At 71.3% G+C, this 17817-nt stretch carries 18 protein-coding genes; 9 read left to right on the plus strand and 9 right to left on the minus strand.

Annotated elements, in window-relative coordinates; all coding sequences use genetic code 11:
* Window positions 1–75: 75 nt before the first annotated feature.
* Genes ACZ9QC_RS03865 through ACZ9QC_RS03875 form a run of 3 tightly spaced genes read right to left on the minus strand, consistent with a single transcriptional unit; the run spans window position 76 to window position 3517 of the window.
* Window positions 76–825: a succinate dehydrogenase/fumarate reductase iron-sulfur subunit gene (locus ACZ9QC_RS03865; RefSeq protein WP_472918825.1), complete on the minus strand. Its 750-nt coding sequence runs from the start codon at window positions 823–825 to the stop codon at window positions 76–78.
* The gene (locus ACZ9QC_RS03870) at window positions 822–2780 is read right to left on the minus strand and encodes a fumarate reductase/succinate dehydrogenase flavoprotein subunit (protein WP_472918826.1); all 1959 of its coding nucleotides are present in this window, start codon (window positions 2778–2780) and stop codon (window positions 822–824) included. The genes ACZ9QC_RS03865 and ACZ9QC_RS03870 overlap by 4 nt, the downstream gene beginning before the upstream one ends.
* A gap of 2 nt (window positions 2781–2782) precedes the next feature.
* Entirely contained in the window at window positions 2783–3517 is a 735-nt protein-coding gene (locus ACZ9QC_RS03875) for a succinate dehydrogenase (RefSeq protein ID WP_472918827.1), read from the minus strand.
* 93 nt (window positions 3518–3610) lie between these two features.
* Between ACZ9QC_RS03875 and ACZ9QC_RS03880 the strand changes: the two genes are divergently transcribed.
* Window positions 3611–4495 carry a LysR family transcriptional regulator gene (locus tag ACZ9QC_RS03880; RefSeq protein WP_184902347.1) on the plus strand — a complete coding sequence of 295 codons (885 nt, stop codon included), beginning with the start codon at window positions 3611–3613 and terminating at the stop codon, window positions 4493–4495.
* 143 nt (window positions 4496–4638) lie between these two features.
* Here ACZ9QC_RS03880 and ACZ9QC_RS03885 read toward each other — a convergent pair whose 3' ends face one another.
* From ACZ9QC_RS03885 to ACZ9QC_RS03895, 3 genes are all read right to left on the minus strand, one after another.
* Window positions 4639–6786 carry a putative bifunctional diguanylate cyclase/phosphodiesterase gene (locus tag ACZ9QC_RS03885; RefSeq protein ID WP_472918828.1) on the minus strand — a complete coding sequence of 716 codons (2148 nt, stop codon included), beginning with the start codon at window positions 6784–6786 and terminating at the stop codon, window positions 4639–4641.
* A complete protein-coding gene (locus ACZ9QC_RS03890) occupies window positions 6783–7595 on the minus strand; it encodes an SAM-dependent methyltransferase (RefSeq protein ID WP_472918829.1) in 813 nt (270 codons plus the stop codon). Before ACZ9QC_RS03890 ends, ACZ9QC_RS03885 begins: the two co-directional genes overlap by 4 nt.
* Before the next feature lie 257 nt (window positions 7596–7852).
* A complete protein-coding gene (locus tag ACZ9QC_RS03895; RefSeq protein ID WP_472918830.1) occupies window positions 7853–8851 on the minus strand; it encodes an SCO0930 family lipoprotein in 999 nt (332 codons plus the stop codon).
* Between the two features lie 754 nt (window positions 8852–9605).
* On the opposite strand from ACZ9QC_RS03895, the gene ACZ9QC_RS03900 reads away from it, so the two are divergent.
* From ACZ9QC_RS03900 to ACZ9QC_RS03910, 3 genes are all read left to right on the plus strand, one after another.
* Entirely contained in the window at window positions 9606–9734 is a 129-nt protein-coding gene (locus tag ACZ9QC_RS03900; protein WP_286014553.1) for a hypothetical protein, read from the plus strand.
* A 16-nt stretch (window positions 9735–9750) separates the two neighbouring features.
* Window positions 9751–10515, plus strand: a complete 765-nt coding sequence (locus ACZ9QC_RS03905) for a bestrophin-like domain (protein WP_472918831.1) — start codon at window positions 9751–9753, stop codon at window positions 10513–10515.
* Window positions 10516–10739: 224 nt separating this feature from the next.
* Window positions 10740–11270, plus strand: coding sequence for a hypothetical protein (locus ACZ9QC_RS03910; RefSeq protein ID WP_472918832.1), 531 nt, complete (start codon window positions 10740–10742; stop codon window positions 11268–11270).
* Between the two features lie 115 nt (window positions 11271–11385).
* Here the strand turns inward: ACZ9QC_RS03910 and ACZ9QC_RS03915 are convergent, their stop codons facing one another.
* Window positions 11386–11877 carry a hypothetical protein gene (locus ACZ9QC_RS03915; protein ID WP_472918833.1) on the minus strand — a complete coding sequence of 164 codons (492 nt, stop codon included), beginning with the start codon at window positions 11875–11877 and terminating at the stop codon, window positions 11386–11388.
* A gap of 352 nt (window positions 11878–12229) precedes the next feature.
* Between ACZ9QC_RS03915 and ACZ9QC_RS03920 the strand changes: the two genes are divergently transcribed.
* Window positions 12230–12901, plus strand: a complete 672-nt coding sequence (locus ACZ9QC_RS03920; protein ID WP_467335581.1) for a class F sortase — start codon at window positions 12230–12232, stop codon at window positions 12899–12901.
* A 57-nt stretch (window positions 12902–12958) separates the two neighbouring features.
* On the opposite strand, the gene ACZ9QC_RS03925 is transcribed toward ACZ9QC_RS03920, so the two are convergent.
* On the minus strand, window positions 12959–13834 hold the full coding sequence (locus ACZ9QC_RS03925; RefSeq protein ID WP_472918834.1) for a polysaccharide deacetylase family protein: 876 nt from the start codon (window positions 13832–13834) through the stop codon (window positions 12959–12961).
* Window positions 13835–13980: 146 nt separating this feature from the next.
* Here ACZ9QC_RS03925 and ACZ9QC_RS03930 point away from each other — a divergent pair, with 146 nt between their 5' ends.
* The 4 genes from ACZ9QC_RS03930 to ACZ9QC_RS03945 all read left to right on the plus strand — a co-directional run bounded on the left by ACZ9QC_RS03930 (window position 13981) and on the right by ACZ9QC_RS03945 (window position 16703).
* On the plus strand, window positions 13981–14442 hold the full coding sequence (locus ACZ9QC_RS03930) for a universal stress protein (protein ID WP_472918835.1): 462 nt from the start codon (window positions 13981–13983) through the stop codon (window positions 14440–14442).
* Window positions 14443–14622: 180 nt separating this feature from the next.
* Window positions 14623–15168, plus strand: coding sequence for a sigma-70 family RNA polymerase sigma factor (locus ACZ9QC_RS03935; protein WP_184902325.1), 546 nt, complete (start codon window positions 14623–14625; stop codon window positions 15166–15168).
* A 155-nt stretch (window positions 15169–15323) separates the two neighbouring features.
* Window positions 15324–15839, plus strand: coding sequence for a hypothetical protein (locus ACZ9QC_RS03940; RefSeq protein WP_319245168.1), 516 nt, complete (start codon window positions 15324–15326; stop codon window positions 15837–15839).
* A gap of 204 nt (window positions 15840–16043) precedes the next feature.
* Window positions 16044–16703 (plus strand): hypothetical protein, encoded by a 660-nt coding sequence (locus ACZ9QC_RS03945; protein WP_472918836.1) that lies wholly within the window; start codon window positions 16044–16046, stop codon window positions 16701–16703.
* Between the two features lie 83 nt (window positions 16704–16786).
* On the opposite strand, the gene ACZ9QC_RS03950 is transcribed toward ACZ9QC_RS03945, so the two are convergent.
* Window positions 16787–17656 (minus strand): Fpg/Nei family DNA glycosylase, encoded by an 870-nt coding sequence (locus ACZ9QC_RS03950; RefSeq protein ID WP_472918837.1) that lies wholly within the window; start codon window positions 17654–17656, stop codon window positions 16787–16789.
* Between the last annotated feature and the right edge of the window lie 161 nt (window positions 17657–17817).

Genomic DNA, 17817 nt, shown 5'->3' on the forward strand with positions numbered 1-17817 from the left:
CCGCAAGGGGCGCGGGGAACCGCGCGCCCAGCCACAGGGCACGCGCACCCCGAAACCGACAGGTCCCCGACGGCGCTACCGCTTCCCGGATCTCCTCGCGGCCCGCAGCCACTCCTTGTTCATGCTCGTGATGGACACCAGCGGAATCCCCTTGGGGCAGGCCGTGGCGCACTCCCCCGCGAGCGTGCACCCGCCGAACCCTTCCTCGTCCATCCGTTCCACCATGTCCAGCACCCGCGTCTCCCGCTCCGGCGCCCCCTGCGGCAGCACGTTCAGATGGTTGATCTTGGCCGAGGTGAACAGCATCGCCGCCCCGTTGGGACACGCGGCCACACACGCCCCGCACCCGATGCACTCCGCGTGCTCGAACGCGAAGTCCGCGTCCGGCTTGGGCACGGCCGTGGCGTGCGCCTCCGGCGCGGCCCCGGTCGGCGCCGTGATGTATCCGCCGGCCTGGATGATCCGGTCGAACGCGGACCGGTCGACGACCAGGTCCTTGACCACCGGGAACGCCGACGCCCGCCACGGCTCCACATCGATCGTGTCGCCGTCCGAGAAGGACCGCATGTGCAGCTGACAGGTCGTCGTCCGCTCCGGCCCGTGCGCGTCCCCGTTGATGACCAGCGAGCACGCCCCGCAGATCCCCTCCCGGCAGTCGTGGTCGAAGGCCACCGGGTCCTCACCGCGCAGGATGAGTTCCTCGTTGAGCGTGTCGAGCATCTCCAGGAAGGACATGTCGGGCGAGATGTCGTCCACCTCGTACGTGGACATGGCGCCGTCCGCGTCGGCGTTCTGCTGCCGCCATACGCGCAGGGTGAGCCTCATGCGTAGCTCCGCTGGGTGGGATGGACGTACTCGAAGACGAGGTCTTCCTTGTGCAGGACGGGAGCCGAGCCCGTCCCCGTGAACTCCCAGGCGGCCGCGTACGAGAACTCCTCGTCCCGGCGCTCCGCCTCGCCGTCGGCCGTCTGGGACTCCTCGCGGAAGTGACCGCCGCACGACTCGCTGCGGTGCAGCGCGTCGAGGCACATCAGCTCGGCGAGTTCGAGGTAGTCGACGATCCGGTTGGCCTTCTCCAGCGACTGGTTGAACTCCTCGCCGGTCCCCGGCACCTTGATCCGCCGCCAGAACTCCTCACGGATCTGCGGGATCCGCTCCAGGGCCTTGCGCAGTCCGCCGTCGGTGCGGGCCATGCCGCAGAACTCCCACATCAGCTCGCCGAGTTCACGGTGGAAGGAGTCGGGCGTGCGGTCGCCGTCGACGGCGAGCAGCAGGTTCAGCCGGTCCTCCGTCTCGGCCAGCACCTCCTGCACGACGGGGTGTTCACGGTCGATGCCGCCCTGGCCCGGGTGCCGGGCGAGATAGTCGTTGATGGTGGCCGGGAGCACGAAGTACCCGTCGGCGAGGCCCTGCATCAGCGCGGACGCGCCGAGCCGGTTGGCCCCGTGGTCGGAGAAGTTGGCCTCCCCGATCGCGAACAGGCCGGGGACGGTGGTCTGGAGGTCGTAGTCGACCCACAGTCCGCCCATCGTGTAGTGCACGGCCGGGTAGATCCGCATCGGCACCTCGTAGGGATCCTCGTCGGTGATCCGCTGGTACATGTCAAAGAGGTTGCCGTACTTGGCCTCCACGGCCTTGCGCCCCATCCGCGCGATGGCGTCGGCGAAGTCCAGGTAGACGCCCTGCCCGCCGGGGCCGACGCCGCGGCCCTCGTCGCAGACGTTCTTCGCGGCCCGGGAGGCGATGTCACGGGGGACGAGGTTGCCGAAGGAGGGGTAGATCCGCTCCAGGTAGTAGTCGCGCTCGTCCTCGGGGATCTTGTTGGCCGGACGGGTGTCGCCCTGGGCCTTCGGCACCCAGATCCGGCCGTCGTTGCGCAGCGACTCGCTCATCAGCGTCAGCTTCGACTGGTGGTCGCCGGTGCGCGGGATGCACGTCGGATGGATCTGGGTGAAGCACGGGTTGGCGAACAGCGCGCCCCGCCGGTGCGCCCGCCACACGGCGGTCGCGTTGGAGTTCATGGCGTTGGTCGACAGGTAGAAGACGTTGCCGTATCCGCCGCTCGCGAGCACCACGGCGTCGGCGAAGTACGTGTCGATCTTCCCCGTGATCAGATCCCGCGCGACGATCCCGCGTGCCCGCCCGTCGACGACGATCAGGTCGAGCATCTCGGTGCGCGGGTGCATCTCCACGTTCCCGGCGGCGATCTGCCTGCTGAGCGCCTGGTAGGCGCCGAGCAGCAGTTGCTGTCCCGTCTGCCCCCGGGCGTAGAAGGTCCTGGACACCTGGACGCCGCCGAAGGAGCGGGTGTCGAGCAGACCGCCGTACTCCCGGGCGAACGGCACCCCCTGTGCCACGCACTGGTCGATGATCTCGACGGAGATCTGGGCGAGGCGGTGGACGTTCGACTCCCTCGCCCGGAAGTCGCCGCCCTTGACGGTGTCGTAGAACAGCCGGTGGACGGAGTCGCCGTCGTTGCGGTAGTTCTTCGCGGCGTTGATGCCGCCCTGGGCGGCGATCGAGTGGGCGCGGCGCGGGGAGTCCTGGTAGCAGAACTGGACGACGTGGTAGCCCTGTTCGGCGAGTGTGGCGCCGGCCGAGCCGCCGGCCAGCCCGGTACCCACGACGATCACGGTGTGCTTGCGGCGGTTGGCGGGGTTGACCAGCTTGGCCTCGAAGCGGCGCCTGTCCCAGCGCTCGGCGATCGGGCCCTCGGGCGCCTTGCCGTCGACGACGGGGTCACCTGTCACGTAGTCCGCGTACTCGGAGGACGTGGGCATGGTCAGTTCACCACTCCGGTCATGACGGCGACGGGTACGGAGACGAAGCCCACGGTCAGCACGAGGGCCAGGACGTTCGCGGTGGTCTTCAGGGCGCGGTCGCGGGTGCGGCTGCCGGCACCGAGGGTCTGCGCGGCGCTCCAGAAGCCGTGGCGGATGTGCAGGCCGAGCGCGAGCATCGCGACGAGGTAGATGACGTTGCCGTACCAGGTGGAGAAGGTGTCGATCACGTTCTGGTACGGGTGTCCGGCCTCGAAGCCGCCCGGGTGGACGGTGCCGGTCGTCAGGTCGAGGATGTGCCAGACGATGAAGAGGCCGAGGATGACGCCGCCCCACCGCATGGTGCGGGTCGCATAGCTCGTCCGGCGCTTCTTGTGGACGTAACCGGTCGGCCGGGCGCGCAGGTCTCGGCGGCTGAGCTGGTAGGCGGCGGTGGCGTGGGCGACGACCGCGGCGACGAGGACCACGCGGACGATCCACAGGGCCCACTCGTAGTGCAGGAAGGGTTCACCGAGGGTGCGCAGCCAGTGCGCGTAGCCGTTGAACTCGTCGGAGCCGAAGAAGATCTTGAGGTTGCCGAGCATGTGGACGACCAGGTACGCCAGCATGATCAGTCCGCTGACGGCCATGACCGTCTTCTTGCCGAGGGAGCTGTTCCACACCGAGCGCGGGAGGGACGGTTTTCGTCCCCGCTGTTCCGCCCGTTCCGCGCGTTCCGTCCGCGTTGCCAGAGCCATGCCCCTGACGCTAGATCCGCGCCACCCCATCGGTCCAAGACATGAAACAGCTCGTTTCGATAGCCAGAAACTATCGTCCCGTATCGTGGAGGGATGCAGTTCCAGCAGCTCCAGTACTTCGTGGCGGTGGCGGAGACCCGGCATTTCACCCGGGCCGCCGAGCTGGTCCATGTGGCGCAGCCCTCGCTGTCGCAGCAGATCAAGGCGCTGGAGCGGGAGTTGGGGGCGGACCTCTTCCAGCGGGCGCGCGGCAACATCACGCTGACCGACGCCGGCGAGGCGCTGCTGCCGCTGGCCCGGCGCATCCTCGCCGACACGGACACCGCCCGGCACGAGGTGCAGGAGCTGGCACAGCTGCGACGGGGCCGGGTCCGGCTGGGCGCGACCCCGAGCCTGTGCACCGGCCTGCTCCCCGACGTGCTGCGCGCCTTCCACGACCGCTACCCCGGCATCCGCCTGCTGATCGAGGAGGGCGGATCCCACGACCTCGTACGCCAGCTCGCGCGCGGCGCGCTGGACCTGGCGCTGGTGGTCCTCCCACTGCCCACACCGTCCCCCGCGCTCACCACGGTGGAACTGCTGCGCGAGGACCTGGTGGTGGTCTCCTCCCCCGACGCGCCCAGACCCGGCAACGGCCGCCGTACCGTGCGCGTCCCCGATCTGGAGGGCGAGCGTCTGGTCATGTTCCGCCACGGCTACGACCTGCGGGAACTCACCGTCGCCGCGTGCCGCTCCGCGGGGTTCGAGCCTGACTTCGCGGTCGAGGGCGGGGAGATGGACGCGGTCCTCGGCTTCGTCCGGGCGGGCCTCGGGGTGGCCGTCGTCCCGCGCATGGTCGCCACGCGCTCCGGGCGGGGCCTGCGAGTCACCCCGCTGGCCCGGCCCGGCCTCCACCGCACGATCGCCCTGGCCCACCGCAGCGATGTGGCTCCGCCTCGGGCCGCACGGGAGTTGCAGCGGATGCTGGTGGAGCGGTGAGCGGTGCCTGTCGGGCCCGGTCTCGCCGTGGGTGGTGGGCACCGTTCGGGTCCGCGGGTTCGCTGTGGCTGGTCGCGCAGTCCCCCGCGCCCCTGAAGGCGCTGCGCGCCCCCTGAGAAGAACCCGGCGGCTGAAAGAACCCCCTATCCCGTCGCGTCCACCAACGCCAGTTCGTGGAGGCGGTCCGGTGGGCCCGGGCGGGCGTAGTACCAGCCCTGGGCGGTGTCGCAGCCGAGTATCCGCAACTGCTCGGCCTGGGCGCCGGTTTCGACGCCCTCGACGGTGACCGCGAGGTCGAGGCTGTGGGCGAGGGAGACGATCCCCTCGACGATCTTCAGATCGACCGGGTCGGCCGGGAACTGCTGCATGCTCTGGGTGAAGGACCGGTCCAACTTCAGGACGCGGACCGGCAGTCGGCGCAGATTGGCGAGGTTGGAGTAGCCCGTGCCGAAGTCGTCGAGGGCGATGTCGACGCCCATCTCCGAGAGCCTGCGCAGGGGTTTGAGCAGGTCGTCGTCGGCACCGATCAGGGCGGACTCGGTGACCTCCAGGCAGAGGGCGTCGGGTTCGAGGCCCGCGCGCTCCAGGATGTCGACGGTGTCCTGGACCAGCCCCGGGTGGGTCAACTGGCACGGCGACAGATTGACGTTGACCCGCAGCGGCCCCGCGGCGGCCGCGGTGCCGCCCTGTCGCTCCTGCCACTCCCGGGCCTGGCGCACCGACTGCTCCAGGACCCAGCGGCCGAGCGGCACGATCAGTCCGGTGCGCTCGGCGAGCGGGATGAACCGGTCGGGGCCGAGCACACCGTGCTGCGGGTGCAGCCAGCGGACCAGGGCCTCGGCGCCGCGCACCGAACCGTCGCCGAGGTGCACCAGCGGCTGGTACTCGATGAAGAACTCGCCCCGGTCGAGAGCGGCGGGCAGTGCGGTGGTGAGGCCGTGCCGGGTGATGGCGCGGGCGTCGGCCTCGGCGTCGGCCATCTCGTAGCGGTTGCCGCCCGCCGACTTGGCGCGGTACATCGTGATGTCGGCGCTGCGCAGCACCTCCGCCGGGCCGCGCTCCCCCGCCGGACCCTCGACGATGCCGATGCTGCCGCGGACGAGCAGTTCCCGGCCGTCGATGCGGACGGGGGTGACCAGCGCGTTCATGATGCGGTCGGCGAGTTCGTCGACCTCGCGTTCGGTGTCGGTGCCGGTGGTCAGCGCCACGAACTCGTCGCCGCCGAGCCGGGCGACCATCTCGCCGGGCGCGGTCGCGCAGGACTGCAGCCGGTCGGCGACCTCGACGAGCAGCCGGTCGCCGGCCGCGTGCCCGAGGCTGTCGTTGATGGTCTTGAAGCCGTCCAGATCGAGGTAGCACAGGCCGAAGCGCTGGCCGTCGCCCGCCGCGAGGGCCTTCTCCAGGCGCTCGAAGAACAGGGTGCGGTTGGGCAGTCCGGTGAGCGCGTCGTGGGTGGCCTCGTAGCGCAGGCGCAGATTGAGCAGCCGGCGCTCGGTGGTGTCCTCCATGAGGGCCAGCTGGTACTGGGGCCGGCCGTCCGCGTCCCGCAGCAGGGAGACCGTGAGGTTGGTCCACAGGACCGTTCCGTCGGGGCGGGAGAACGCCTTCTCGGTGTGGTAGTGCTCGCGCTCGCCACGGACCAGCTCGTCGTAGAGCCGCCACACCTGGGGCGCGTCGTCGGGGTGTCTCCAGTCGGGGACCGGCCGCCCGCGCATGGTCTGCTCGGTGATGCCGAACATCCGCAGCAGCGCGCCGTTGACCTGGAGGACGTTGCCGTCGAGATCGGCGATGCCGATGCCTATGGCGGCGCCCTCGAAGACCGCGCGGAAGCGGGCCTCGGTGGCGTGCAGCGCGCGGGCGACCGCGCCCTGGGCCTCCAGCGCGGCGCGGGCGATCGCCTCCTGCTCGGCGAGGGTGCGCTGGCGCAGCGCCTCGGCGTATCCGGCGGCCATCGCGGACTGCAGCCGCGCGGCGCGCGCCCGCAGGTCCTCCTGGGGGCCGTCGCCGCCGCAGTAGAGCACCAGATAGGCCTCGACGCAGTCCAGGGTCTGGCTCAGCGCCTCGGGTTCGGTGCAGTGCGCCGCCACGAGAGCGGCGCCGACGGCCCTGCCCTCCTCGGCGTCGTGCGTCCTGGCGCGCAGCGCCTCGCTGAGTCTGCGGGCCAGCGGCAGGAGCTGTTCCTCGAACTCGGGCCGGGTCAGTGAGGTGGAGGTGGCGGGGAAGACCGCCCGGCTCCAGATCGTCGCGAACCTGCGGAGTCTGTCCTCCGGCCCGTCCGGCTCCGCCCTCACGCCTTGGTCCCCACGCCGGCGAACTGGGCATAGGCGTACGGATCGTCGTCCTCGGAAGCCGTGTCGGGCCGCCACTTCGCCATCGGCACCACCCCGGGTTCCACCATGTCGTACCCCTCGAAGAACCGCGCGACCTCGTCGGACGAGCGCATGGTCAGCGGATTGCGAATGTTCCTGTACACGTCCACCACGCCCGCCGCCCGCTCCTCGGGCAGCGGGATTCCCTCGCGGCAGGCGTGCGAGACGACGAGCAGACTGCCCGGCGCGAGCGCGTCACGCAGCTCCGCCACCGCTGCGTACGGGTCGTCCGTGTCCTCCACGAAGTGCAGTATGGCAACCAGAAGCAGCGCGACCGGCCGGTTCAGGTCGATCAGCCGCCGTACCCGGGGGCTCTCGAGGATTTCACGGGGCTTGCGGAGGTCGGCCGCGACCACATCCGTGTCGTCGTTCCCCTCGAGAACGACCTGGCTGTGTGCTACGGCGACGGGGTCGTGGTCGACGTACACGACCCGTGCGCCGGGGCTGGCCTCCTGGGCGACCTCGTGCACATTTCCGAAGGTGGGGATCCCGGATCCGATGTCCAGGAACTGGGTGACGCCCGCGTCGACCGCGTACCGCACGGCACGGCGCATGAAGGCGCGGTTCGCCTGCATGATCTTGGGCAGGCCGGGCACGAACTCCATGGCCCGGCGGGCCGCCTCGCGGTCGACCTCGAAGTTGTGCGAACCGCCCAGGTAGTAGTCGTACATGCGGGCCACGGACGGCATCGAGATGTCGATGCTCCGCGGGGCCCAGGCGGGACGCTCCATCAGTGCTCTCCAACGCGTCGGGGGTGGCGTAGGCGATCCGGTGTTCGAGCTGAGGCTACTGATCGTCAGCCGAAGGAGCGAGCGAAAACGGAAATTGACCGTCCGTTCAAACCGTTGCCGATGCCACATGCCCAACCACCGCCCCGACCATGCCTGTTCGAACCCGGGCATGCCAAGCGGTCCGCCCCCTCCGATGCGGTACGGAGGGGGCGGACCTGGATCGGCCGCGCTGGTGCGGTGCGTGGGGAAGGCGCGGCCTACTTGTCGGCGCCGATCGGCTCACCGTCGCCGTTGATCGCGAACCAGGTGCCGCCGACGCCCTGGCCGTTGGTGTCGCCGGGGGCCTTGTCGTTGGCGAAGGTGTAGAGCGGGATGCAGTTGATGGTCTGCTGCTTGATGCCGTCGGGACGGTCGAAGACCGTGTAGCCCTTCAGCAGGATGCCCTTGGTGTCGTTCTTGTCGACCGGGGCGACGACGGGCCACTTGTCGAGGCAGTCGCCGACGCACTTGGTCGACATCGGCCACTGGTTGTCCTTGAGGAACCGGTAGACCGTCATGCCGTTCTTGTCGACGACGATCTCGCCGAGCTTGGCGTCCTTGCGGGTGGTCAGACCGGCCTGCTCGACCGCCCCGGCGCCGTTGCCGCCCGCGTCGGCTCCGCCGCCGCCCTTGGCGGAGGCCTTCTTGCCGTTGGGCGCGGACGCGAACCAAGTGCCCTTCAGGCCCTGGCCCTTGATGTCACCGGCCTTGGTGTCCTTGGCGAAGTAGTACATGGGCCAGCCGCCGATCGTCAGCTGCTTGGTGCCGTCGGGACGGCTGACCTCGCCGAGGAGGGCCTTGTCGACACCCTGCGCGGCGGTGGCGCCCGCGGCGGGCACCGGCGGCCAGGTGACGGCGCACTCGCCCTCACAGGTCGTCTTCGGCGGCTCGAAGGAGTCCTTGTCGAACCGGTACAGGGTGCGACCGGCGCTGTCCGTGAGGACCTTGCCGTACTCGTCGCTGTTCCACACGGTCAACTGGCCCGCGGAGGCCGCCGTGGTGGACTGGGCCTGGTTGGACGTACCGGAACCGGCCGCGCCGGCGCCGGCCGTACCGGTACCGGTGCCCGCGATGGTGCCGGCACCGAGCGTCGGGGTCGAGGCGGCGCCCACGTTCTGCGAGGACGTCGACCCCTGTTCCTGACCGCACGCCGTCGTCAGCACCAGCACAGCCGCAGCTGTCGCTACGAGTGAGGCGCTCCGCCAGGAGGTCTTCATTCCAACTCCCCGTGTATCCGGTGGGTGTCGCAGCGCCCTACTGCGCCGCTTGCTGGTCCTAGGTACGGGTGGGGGTGGCTCCTGTGTTCAACGTGGCAAGAATTTCTTTCCGAAATCTGTGGGGCGGTTCTGCGGCGCGGCCTGCGGCGGTATCGAAAGGGGCGTCAGCACCGGGCGTCCGCACTCAAACATTCGGGGTTCGTTTTTCGCTCCTTTGGAGCAATCACTCCGCGCTCCCGCGTACGCGGGAGCGCGGGCACGGATGATCTCCGACGTGCAAGGACCCCAGCGGACCCGATCCGCTCTCGCCCTACGGCTGTCGGCCCTGCTCGCACTGACCTGGCTCCTCACCGGAACTCCGAGCGGCACCGCGGTCGCCGACGCCTGCGCGTACGGCACCGTCGGCCCGGACGGCGGAGGCCGGGTCGCCGTGGCGATCGGGAGCACCGACTCCTGCGAGCCGACCCCGTCGCCCACCCCCACGCCCCCGCCACCCACGCCGACTCCGTCGTGTCCGCCGGAGCCGACGCCCACTCCGACGCCTCCGCCGCGGCCGAAGCCGCCCACCCCGACCCCGGAGCCCGCTCCGGACCCCCCGCCCGCCCCGAAACCGACGCCGCCCCCGCCTCCGAGGCCCGCACCGCCACCGCCACCGCCGCCCGTCAGGGAGGCGCCCCGGCCGATCCCCGCCCCCACTCCCCCGCCGAAGCCGAAACCCACGCCGAGCCCCCGCCCGAAGGTGTCGCCGACCCCGGTGAGCTACCCGCCGTACCGGGCCCCGTCCCACGCGCGCGCCAAGCCCTCCGGCCCGTCGCTCGTCTCGCTCGCCCTGCTCGTCACCGTGCCCGCGGTGTTCGCCGCCGCCGCCCTGCGTCCGCGCTGATTCCTGGAGGAACCTCTTGTCGGAATGGCTTGTTCTCACCCTCGCGATGGGGGCGGCCTGTCTGGTCGTCCTCATCGTGGCCGTAGTACGGCATCACGCCGCACCCGCGGACGAGGACCCGTCCGAGACCCCGGACGTCATCGAGTACATCACCATGATGATCGGCGTGGTGTACGCCATCGTGCTGGGTCTGGCGATCGCCGGTGTCTGGGAGGCCCGCAGCGCCGCCCAGGACCAGGTGCAGACGGAGGCGCAGGCCCTGCACGAGATCAGTGAGCGGGTGCGGGTGTACCCGGCGGACGTGCGCGACCGGATCCGCGCGGACATCGACGCCTACGTCGACCACGTGGTGACCACGGAGTGGAAGGTCATGGCCGAGAAGGGCGAGGTGACCGAGCGCGGTGCCGAGTTGCTCGACACCGTGCGCCACGAGGTCACCGACTACGAGCCCCGCAGCGACTTCGAGGCGCAGGCCTACCAGCCCCTGCTGGACCAGGTCGCCACGGCCGACGCCGCGCGCGGCAGCCGCGCGGACTCCACCGGCGAGACGATGCCGGGCGTGGTGTGGTTCGGCCTGATCATCGGCGCCGTCGTGACGGTCGGCATGGTGTTCGCCCTGCAGATCCGGCGCACGCCGCGCGAGCTGATCCTCGCCGGGCTGTTCTCCGCCCTCATCGCGTTCCTGCTGTTCCTGGTCTGGGACTTCGACGCGCCCTACAGCCGGGGGCTGTCGGCCACGGCGGACCCGTTCCTCGCCCTGTTCCCCAACGCGGGCGGGTGACGGTCCCTCAGTCCGGTCCACGGCCGGGGGACGGGCGCCACGCCGCGCCCGTCCCCCGGCCGTACGCGTGCGGGTCCCCTGTGCGGAGCACACGCTTGCCCCATTCGCGCTACTGCGATCGCGCCACCGGGCGCGCCTTCTTAGCGTTTCGGTCATCGAGGTGCATTTCAGACGCAGGCGGAAACGGTCCGCAGCAGGCTCCTCGGGGACCCGGAGGCTCCACCATGCGCGCGATACGCGTCGCTTCGGCCGCTCTGCTGGGCGTGACCGCCCTTTCCCTCTCCGCTCCCGCCGCGCACGCGGCACGGGTCAGTGACCTCACGTCGTTCGGCTTCGGTGTGACGCCCTCGGCCGTCGCCCCCGGCGGGCAGGTGATCCTGCGCGTGGACGGCTGCCGCCACCGGACGACCGTCTCCTCGGGCGTCTTCGACGCCGTCATGATCCCCAGGGGCCATTCCTCGGCGACGGCGACCGTCGACCGGGACGCCCGGCCCGGGACCGTGTACGAGGTGACGTTCCAGTGCGGCGACGAGAGCGGCCGGACGGATCTGACCATCGTCGGCGACCGGCCGACCCATCACCCCACCCACCACCCCACGCACCACCCCACCCGGGGTTCCCACGCCGGGGCCGGCGGCACCGTCGCGGGCTTCGACCTCTCGGAGATCGGTCTCGGCGCCGCGCTCGTGGCGGGGTCGATGGGCGCGGCCTGGCACTGGTCGCGCCGCCGCCCCGAGGGCGGCGGCCACTCCTGACCGCCGCTCGGTGCGGCACCCCCGACAGCCCTTCACCCCGGACCGTTACGGGTTCCGGGGCGTAGGGCTGTGCGGCGGGAGTTGTCGTTCGGCTCAGACCTTTGTTCTCTTCGGCTCAGACCTTGTTCTCGGAGCGGCGCCGCATCCAGAAGACGCCCCCGCCGACGACCGCCGCCGTCACCAGTCCGCCGCCGATCGCGATGTCGGTGGTCGTGGCACCGGTGGAGCTGCCGCCGCCGAGCCCGCCGCGGACACCGCCGATGACGGTGAACACACCGGTGAACGTCTTGCGCTCGCCCTCGCAGTGGGTGGTGACGCTGTACGAGCCGGGACTGGCGTCGGAGTTGACCCGCACCGTGGCCGTGGCGGTCGTACCACCCATGGAGGCGAGGTTGGTGGTCGGGAAGGCGTTCGAGCTGACCGTGCTGCCGGCGGTCGCGCACGCGTCACCGCCCTTGACGGTGAGGACGAGCTGCCCGCCGCGGGCGATGACGTTGGGGGCGGCCGTGACCGAGCTCGGTTGGTCCCAGGCGGCGGCCGTCGGCGCGGCGACACCGACCAGGGCGGCCGCGGCGGCCGAGGCCGCCAGGACACGAGTAGTACGCATGTGATCCTCCGCGGAAGACGCCCCCGGGTCCCGTCCCCGGTCGATCGGCGAGAAAGCGCCTCCCGGATAGACCCTCAGTTGCCGTGCGCGGAGCCGCATTTCGGGGCTGGTCCGTCCTGGTGAGTCCCGGCGAGGGGACACGCCGGGCATATCTCCGGACGATCGGATATCGCCGCAGGTCACGGACCGTCAGAAAGTTCCTCCCGACGGCGCACTCGGATGGCGCAGGGCTCCGCCGTGCCGCCACCCGTTCGTACCCGCCCCCGTCGCCGTCGCGTTGCGGCGCGCTTAGCGTTTTCGTACGCGCGACGCACACGGACACGGCGACGGCCGTGTCGAGAGGGGATGGCGAATGTCTTCGTCGGCACCGGCCGAGGCCGAGTGGGAGGAGCGGCGGAAGAAGCGTGCTCCGTGGGGCGTGATAGCGCTTGTCCTGCTGACCGGTCTCGCCCTCATTCGCAATGGCTCGGGCGAGTTCGACGTGGGTCCGCCGCAGCCGGCGTCGGCGGCGGCCGCCGACAGCGGCGGCACTCCGCACGGCACCTTCGCGCACGCCCCGGACCCGCTGCCGTACGCCATGGTCGACCGGGTGCGGATCCCGTCGATCCGGGTCGACGCGCCGGCGGTGGCCGTCGGACTGGACGCGCAGGGCTGGGTGGACGCGCCCCCGGCCCGGGACCCGAACCTCGCGGGCTGGTTCACCGGCGCGGTCTCCCCCGGGGAGAAGGGCACGGCCGTCGTCGTCGGCCATGTCGACAACGATCAGGGTCCCGCCGTGTTCTACGGGCTCGGGGCGCTGAAGAAGGGCGCCAAGGTGGAGATCCGGCGCGCGGACAGCAGGATCGCCGTGTTCGAGACCTACGGCGTCGAGGTCTTCGCCAAGAACAACTTCCCGGGCGACCGGGTCTACGGCAACAGCGGGATTCCCGAACTGCGGGTCATCACCTGCGGGGGCGGCTTCTCCAAGCAGAACGGTTACGACGGGAACGTCGTCGTGTTCGCCCGCCTGGTCGAGGTGCGCTGAGCGCTCCCGGCCGGCGGGCGAACGCCCACGACCGTCATCGGGGCCCCGATCGGAGCCTCATGCGTACTGCCGCTGCGGCACGGTGATGCGGTATCCGGAGTCCAGCAGCTCGGGCAGGTAGTCGCGCAGGGCCGCCACGCTCTGCGAGCGGTCGCCGCCCGCGTCGTGGGAGAGCACCACGACCCCGGGGCCCGCGCCGTCCGCCACGCGCTCGGCGATGGTGTGCGCGCCCGGCCTGCGCCAGTCCAGGGTGTCCACGGTCCAGCCGAGCGGCTCCATGCCGAGCTCCGCGCCGAACCGGAACGCGGCCCGGTTCCAGGCACCGTAGGGGGCACGGAACCACAGCGGCGGTTCGCCGTACGCCTTCTCGATGATCTCGCTGGTGCGGGCCATCTCCGTGTGGACCCTGGAGCGGGAGAGGGTGGTGAGCAGCGGGTGGGACCAGGTGTGGTTGCCGACCACATGGCCGTCGTCGGCCATCTCGCGCAGCAGGTCCTGGTGCTGGACCGCCATCTCCCCGCACACGAAGAACATCGCCCGGACGTCGTGCCGGCGCAGGATGCGCAGGATGTCCGGGGTGAAGCGGGGGTCGGGGCCGTCGTCGAAGGTCAGCACCATGCTCCGACCGCGTCCGTCCACCCGCAGATACGGTTCGCGCCGTACGCCGGCCCGGACGAGGGTACGGCGGCGGGTGCGCGGGCCGTACCCGGCGATGGGCTCCAGACGGTACGCGGAGGGTTTGAGCGCGGGCCGGCCCGGCGGACCGGCGGCGGGGGCGGGGGCTCCGGCCGGTGCCGGGGCGGGGCCCCCGTCGCCGACGAGCAGGGCGGCGGTGCCCGCCGTGCCGGCGGCGCCCAGCAGGGCGGCCGCGCCGGTCAGCAGGTGGCGGCGCGTGAAGAGGCGGCGACCGGTGAGCATCTGATCCTTCGTCATGACTCATCAGTCGACCAAGGCGAGGACGGCGCACCACCACGACACCGGGGCGGCGGCATGGAATCACACGATGAGAGCAGTTTTCCGCGCCCCTGACGACCGACCGGCGCACGCCGGGGGCCGGGTGCTCGGATAGCCTCGCGAGCGTGACCGATCAGCAAGCACACCGGTTCGAACGCGGCACCGACGGGCCCAAGGTCGTCCTCGTCGGACTGGACGGTTCCGACACGTCCCTGCGCGCGGTGGCCTACGCCGCCGGTCTCGCCCGCCGCCAGCACGCGCTGCTCGCCATCGTGTACGTGCAGCCGCCGCTGGCGACGAGCGCGGCGCTGGGGATGCCGGTGGCGGGGACGACCGAGGAGATCGCCGAGCAGCTGGTGGCGGAGGTCCGGAAGGCCGCCGAGCAGGTGAAGGGCGTCTTCGAGGTGCGCTGGGAGTTCCACACCTTCCGCGGCGACCCGTACAGCGGTCTGGTGACGGCGGCGGACCGCCTGAAGGCGGACGCGGTCGTGGTGGGCGCCTCCCAGCAGGCCGGTCACCGCATCGTCGGCTCGGTCGCCCTGCGCCTGGTGAAGGCGGGCCGCTGGCCGGTGACCGTGGTGCCGTAGGGCCGGGTGGCGGTGGCGCCGTGGACCGGTGGCGGTGGCGGTGGTGTCGTAGGTTCGTCGGCGATGGTGGTTCGGGTCCGCCGACCGTTCGTCGCACCGTTCGTCGACAGGTTCGACCGCCCGCCGCACATCCGTGACCGGCCTCTGTCCCCGCGCAGCGCCCCGCGTTCCCATACGGCCATGACGGCCGGAACCACGATCACCAACGGGACGACCGCCGAACACGAGCTGGCCGAGCTCCAGCGCGAACACGGCCGCCCCCTCTTCGCCCTGCTCCTGCGGCTCTCCGACGGGGACCGCCATCGCGCCGAGGACCTGGTGCAGGAGACCTTCGTGCGCGCCTGGCAACATCCCGAGGCGCTGCGCGCCGACGACTTCGACTCCGTACGCCCCTGGCTGCTCACCGTCGGGCGGCGGCTCGCCATAGACGCGCGGCGGGCCCGGCAGGCGCGTCCCGCGGAGGTGGGGGACGCGGTGCTGGAGAACGCCCGAGTGATGACCGATCACGCCGATCGGTCGGTGGCGACCCTCGATGTACGGGAAGCTGTGAAGACACTCACTCCCGAGCACCGCGAAGTACTGGTGCAGGTGTACTTCCAGGGGGCGAGTGTGGCGGAAGCCGCCGAAGCCCTCGGTATCCCGCCCGGTACGGTGAAGTCTCGCGCGTACTACGCACTGCGCGCCCTACGCCGGGTGCTTCCGGGATACGCGGCCGACCTGCGGTGAAACCCATGGCCGAGTCAAACCTCTGTAAAGCGCCTTGCTGAGGACCCCTGTTGAGCAATCAGCTGTCTTCTATCCGTGTTCCGGATGGGGGCCGGGGCCTGGTCTCCAGGCCCGGGGTCGGGCGACGCGCACGCACCGGAGGAAGGCAGGAAGGGATGCTGCACAGAGGGCAGGAGAGCACGGACGGCGCCGGCGGCGGCGAGCTGGCCGTCCCGATGGCGTGGTTCTACGCCGAGTACATCGCGGAGGAACTGCTGCGGACGGGCGACCTGATGCCGCCGACGTCCTTCGAGTTCCGTGCGGGGCGGGACGCCCTGGCGCTGACCATCTTTCTCTCGGACGCGGGCGGCGAGCTCTCCGGCATCCGGGTCGTCACCCAGCTGGAGACCTGGCTGTCGCTGACGGCGTACGACCAGCCGTGGCAGGACTGGGTGTGCGAGCGCATGGCGGACTTCACCGCCGAGGCGCTGGAGTCGGGCGGCCCGTCCCCGGATCTGGAGCTGGCGGCCGCCGCGTGGCGCTGGCTGGAGGAGACCGAGCTGCTCGCACCCGACCTGGACGCGGTGCCGGGCGGCGGCGCGGTGCTGGGAGAGGACGACGGCCCAAAGGTCTGGACGCCGGCCTGGCGGCTCGGTCTGCCGCTGGGGCACCTGGCGATCCACCTCTTCTAGTCGCCGGACCCGGGTCCGGGTGCCGGCCGCCCACCTGTCCCGGCCTTGCCGAACCAACTTTTTCCGTCCGGGACCAATCCGCGCTGCGGAGGGCTCCGAATCTTTTGGTTGGCATTGTCGTGAGGCTTGAGTGATTCGCCGGTCTGGTCCGTACCGGTGGGGGCAGGAAGCAACCCCCACCGCACACCGGCCCGAGGAATCGCCATGTGGTCCCAGGATCGTCATCACGACGTCGGCGCGTACGCGCTGGGCGTGCTGGACGAGGTGGATTCGTTCCACTTCGAGGACCATGTCCGCGGCTGCCCGCAGTGCGCGCTACAGGTCACCGAGTTCCGTCCGGCTGCCCGGCAGCTGATGCTGTACCGCAACGCGACCCCACGCTCCGTACACCCGTTCGCGGCGCCCGGCCCCCGGATGCTGGGGCGGCTGCTCGACGAGGTGGCCGCCCGACACCGGGCGAAGCGCCGGCGCTGGCTGTTCGCCCTCGCGGCCTCCGTGGTCATTGCCGTCGGCGGCCCCGCCGTGGCCGTTCTCGCAGGTCCGGGCGAGGCTCCGGACACCGTCGCCGCCACCGACGCCAAGACGGGCGTCTGGGCCGAGGTCAAGGCCGAGGAGCGGCTCTGGGGCAGCGACATCGAGCTGAAGGTCAAGGAGGCCGAGGGCGTCCACGCCTGCCGCCTCGTGGTGATCGGCAAGGACGGCTCCGAGGAGACGGCCGCGAACTGGAAGTCCCCCGAGGACGCCGACAAGGCCTCCGAGATGGTGGGGGGAACCGCCATGCAGCGCGAGGACATCAGCCGCTTCGAGGTGCGCAGCCAGGACGGCGAACTCCTGGTGACCATCGAGGCTCCGGCCTGGCGCTGAACCGGGCCGCACTGGTCCGTACCTTCAATGGTTGCGGATCATGACCGACGCCGGTTCCGGGCTGTTCGAGCGGCCGATCAGGACTACTTGAGCAACCGGGACAGACGTCGGTCGGCGAGCGGTTTGCCTCCCGTCTGACAGGTCGGGCAGTACTGCAGCGAGGAGTCGCTGAAGGAGACCTCCCGGACCGTGTCACCGCACACCGGGCAGGGTTCCCCCGTACGGCCGTGGACCCGGAGCCCGCTCTTCTTCTCCGCCTTCAGCCTCCCGGCCGCCAGCCCCCTGGAACGCTCGACGGCCTCGGTGAGCGTGACGCGCAGCGCCTCGTGGAGGTGCCGGACCTCCTCCGGCTTGAGCGACGAGGCCAGTTTGAAGGGCGACATCTTCGCGGCGTGCAGGATCTCGTCGCTGTACGCGTTCCCGATGCCCGCGATCAGGCTCTGGTCCCGCAGGGCGCCCTTGATCTGCCGCCGCTCCCCCGCGAGCAGCCCGGCGAAGCGGGTGACGTCGAAGTCGTCGGCGAGCGGGTCCGGGCCGAGCCGGGCGATGCCCGGCACCTCCGCCGGGTCCCGTACCAGGTAGACCGCGAGCCGCTTCTGCGTCCCGGCCTCGGTGAGGTCGAAGCCCTCGCCGGTCTCCAGGGCGACCCGCATCGCGAGCGGGTTCCTGCCGCCGGGTCTCGGCGGTCCGTCCGGCAGCCGGTCCTTCCACTGGAGCCAGCCGGCCCGCGCCAGATGCATGACGAGGTGCAGCTCGCCGTCATCCGCCGCGAGGTCGAGGAACTTCCCGTGCCGCCGTACGCCCGTGACCTCCCGGCCCTCGATGGCGCTCAGGGGCGGGTCGTACGTCTTCAGCACGCTGATGGCCACGGGCAGCACGCGGACGACCTCATGACCGACGGCCTTGCCGACCAGGAAGTCCCGGAGAGCCTCCACCTCAGGCAATTCGGGCATACGTCCAGAGTGCCATGCGGCTCCGCCGGGTGCGGGTGGGGTGGGTGCGGGTGGGGGTGCGTTGTCGGCTGCCGGCCCGGTGGGGCTTCTCGCACAGTTCCCCGCGCCCTGAAAAGCGGGGGCTGCGCCCCGTGCTTTTCAGGCCCGCCGCCGGTCGCCTT

It is taken from the genome of Streptomyces sp. HUAS MS02 (assembly GCF_055702265.1).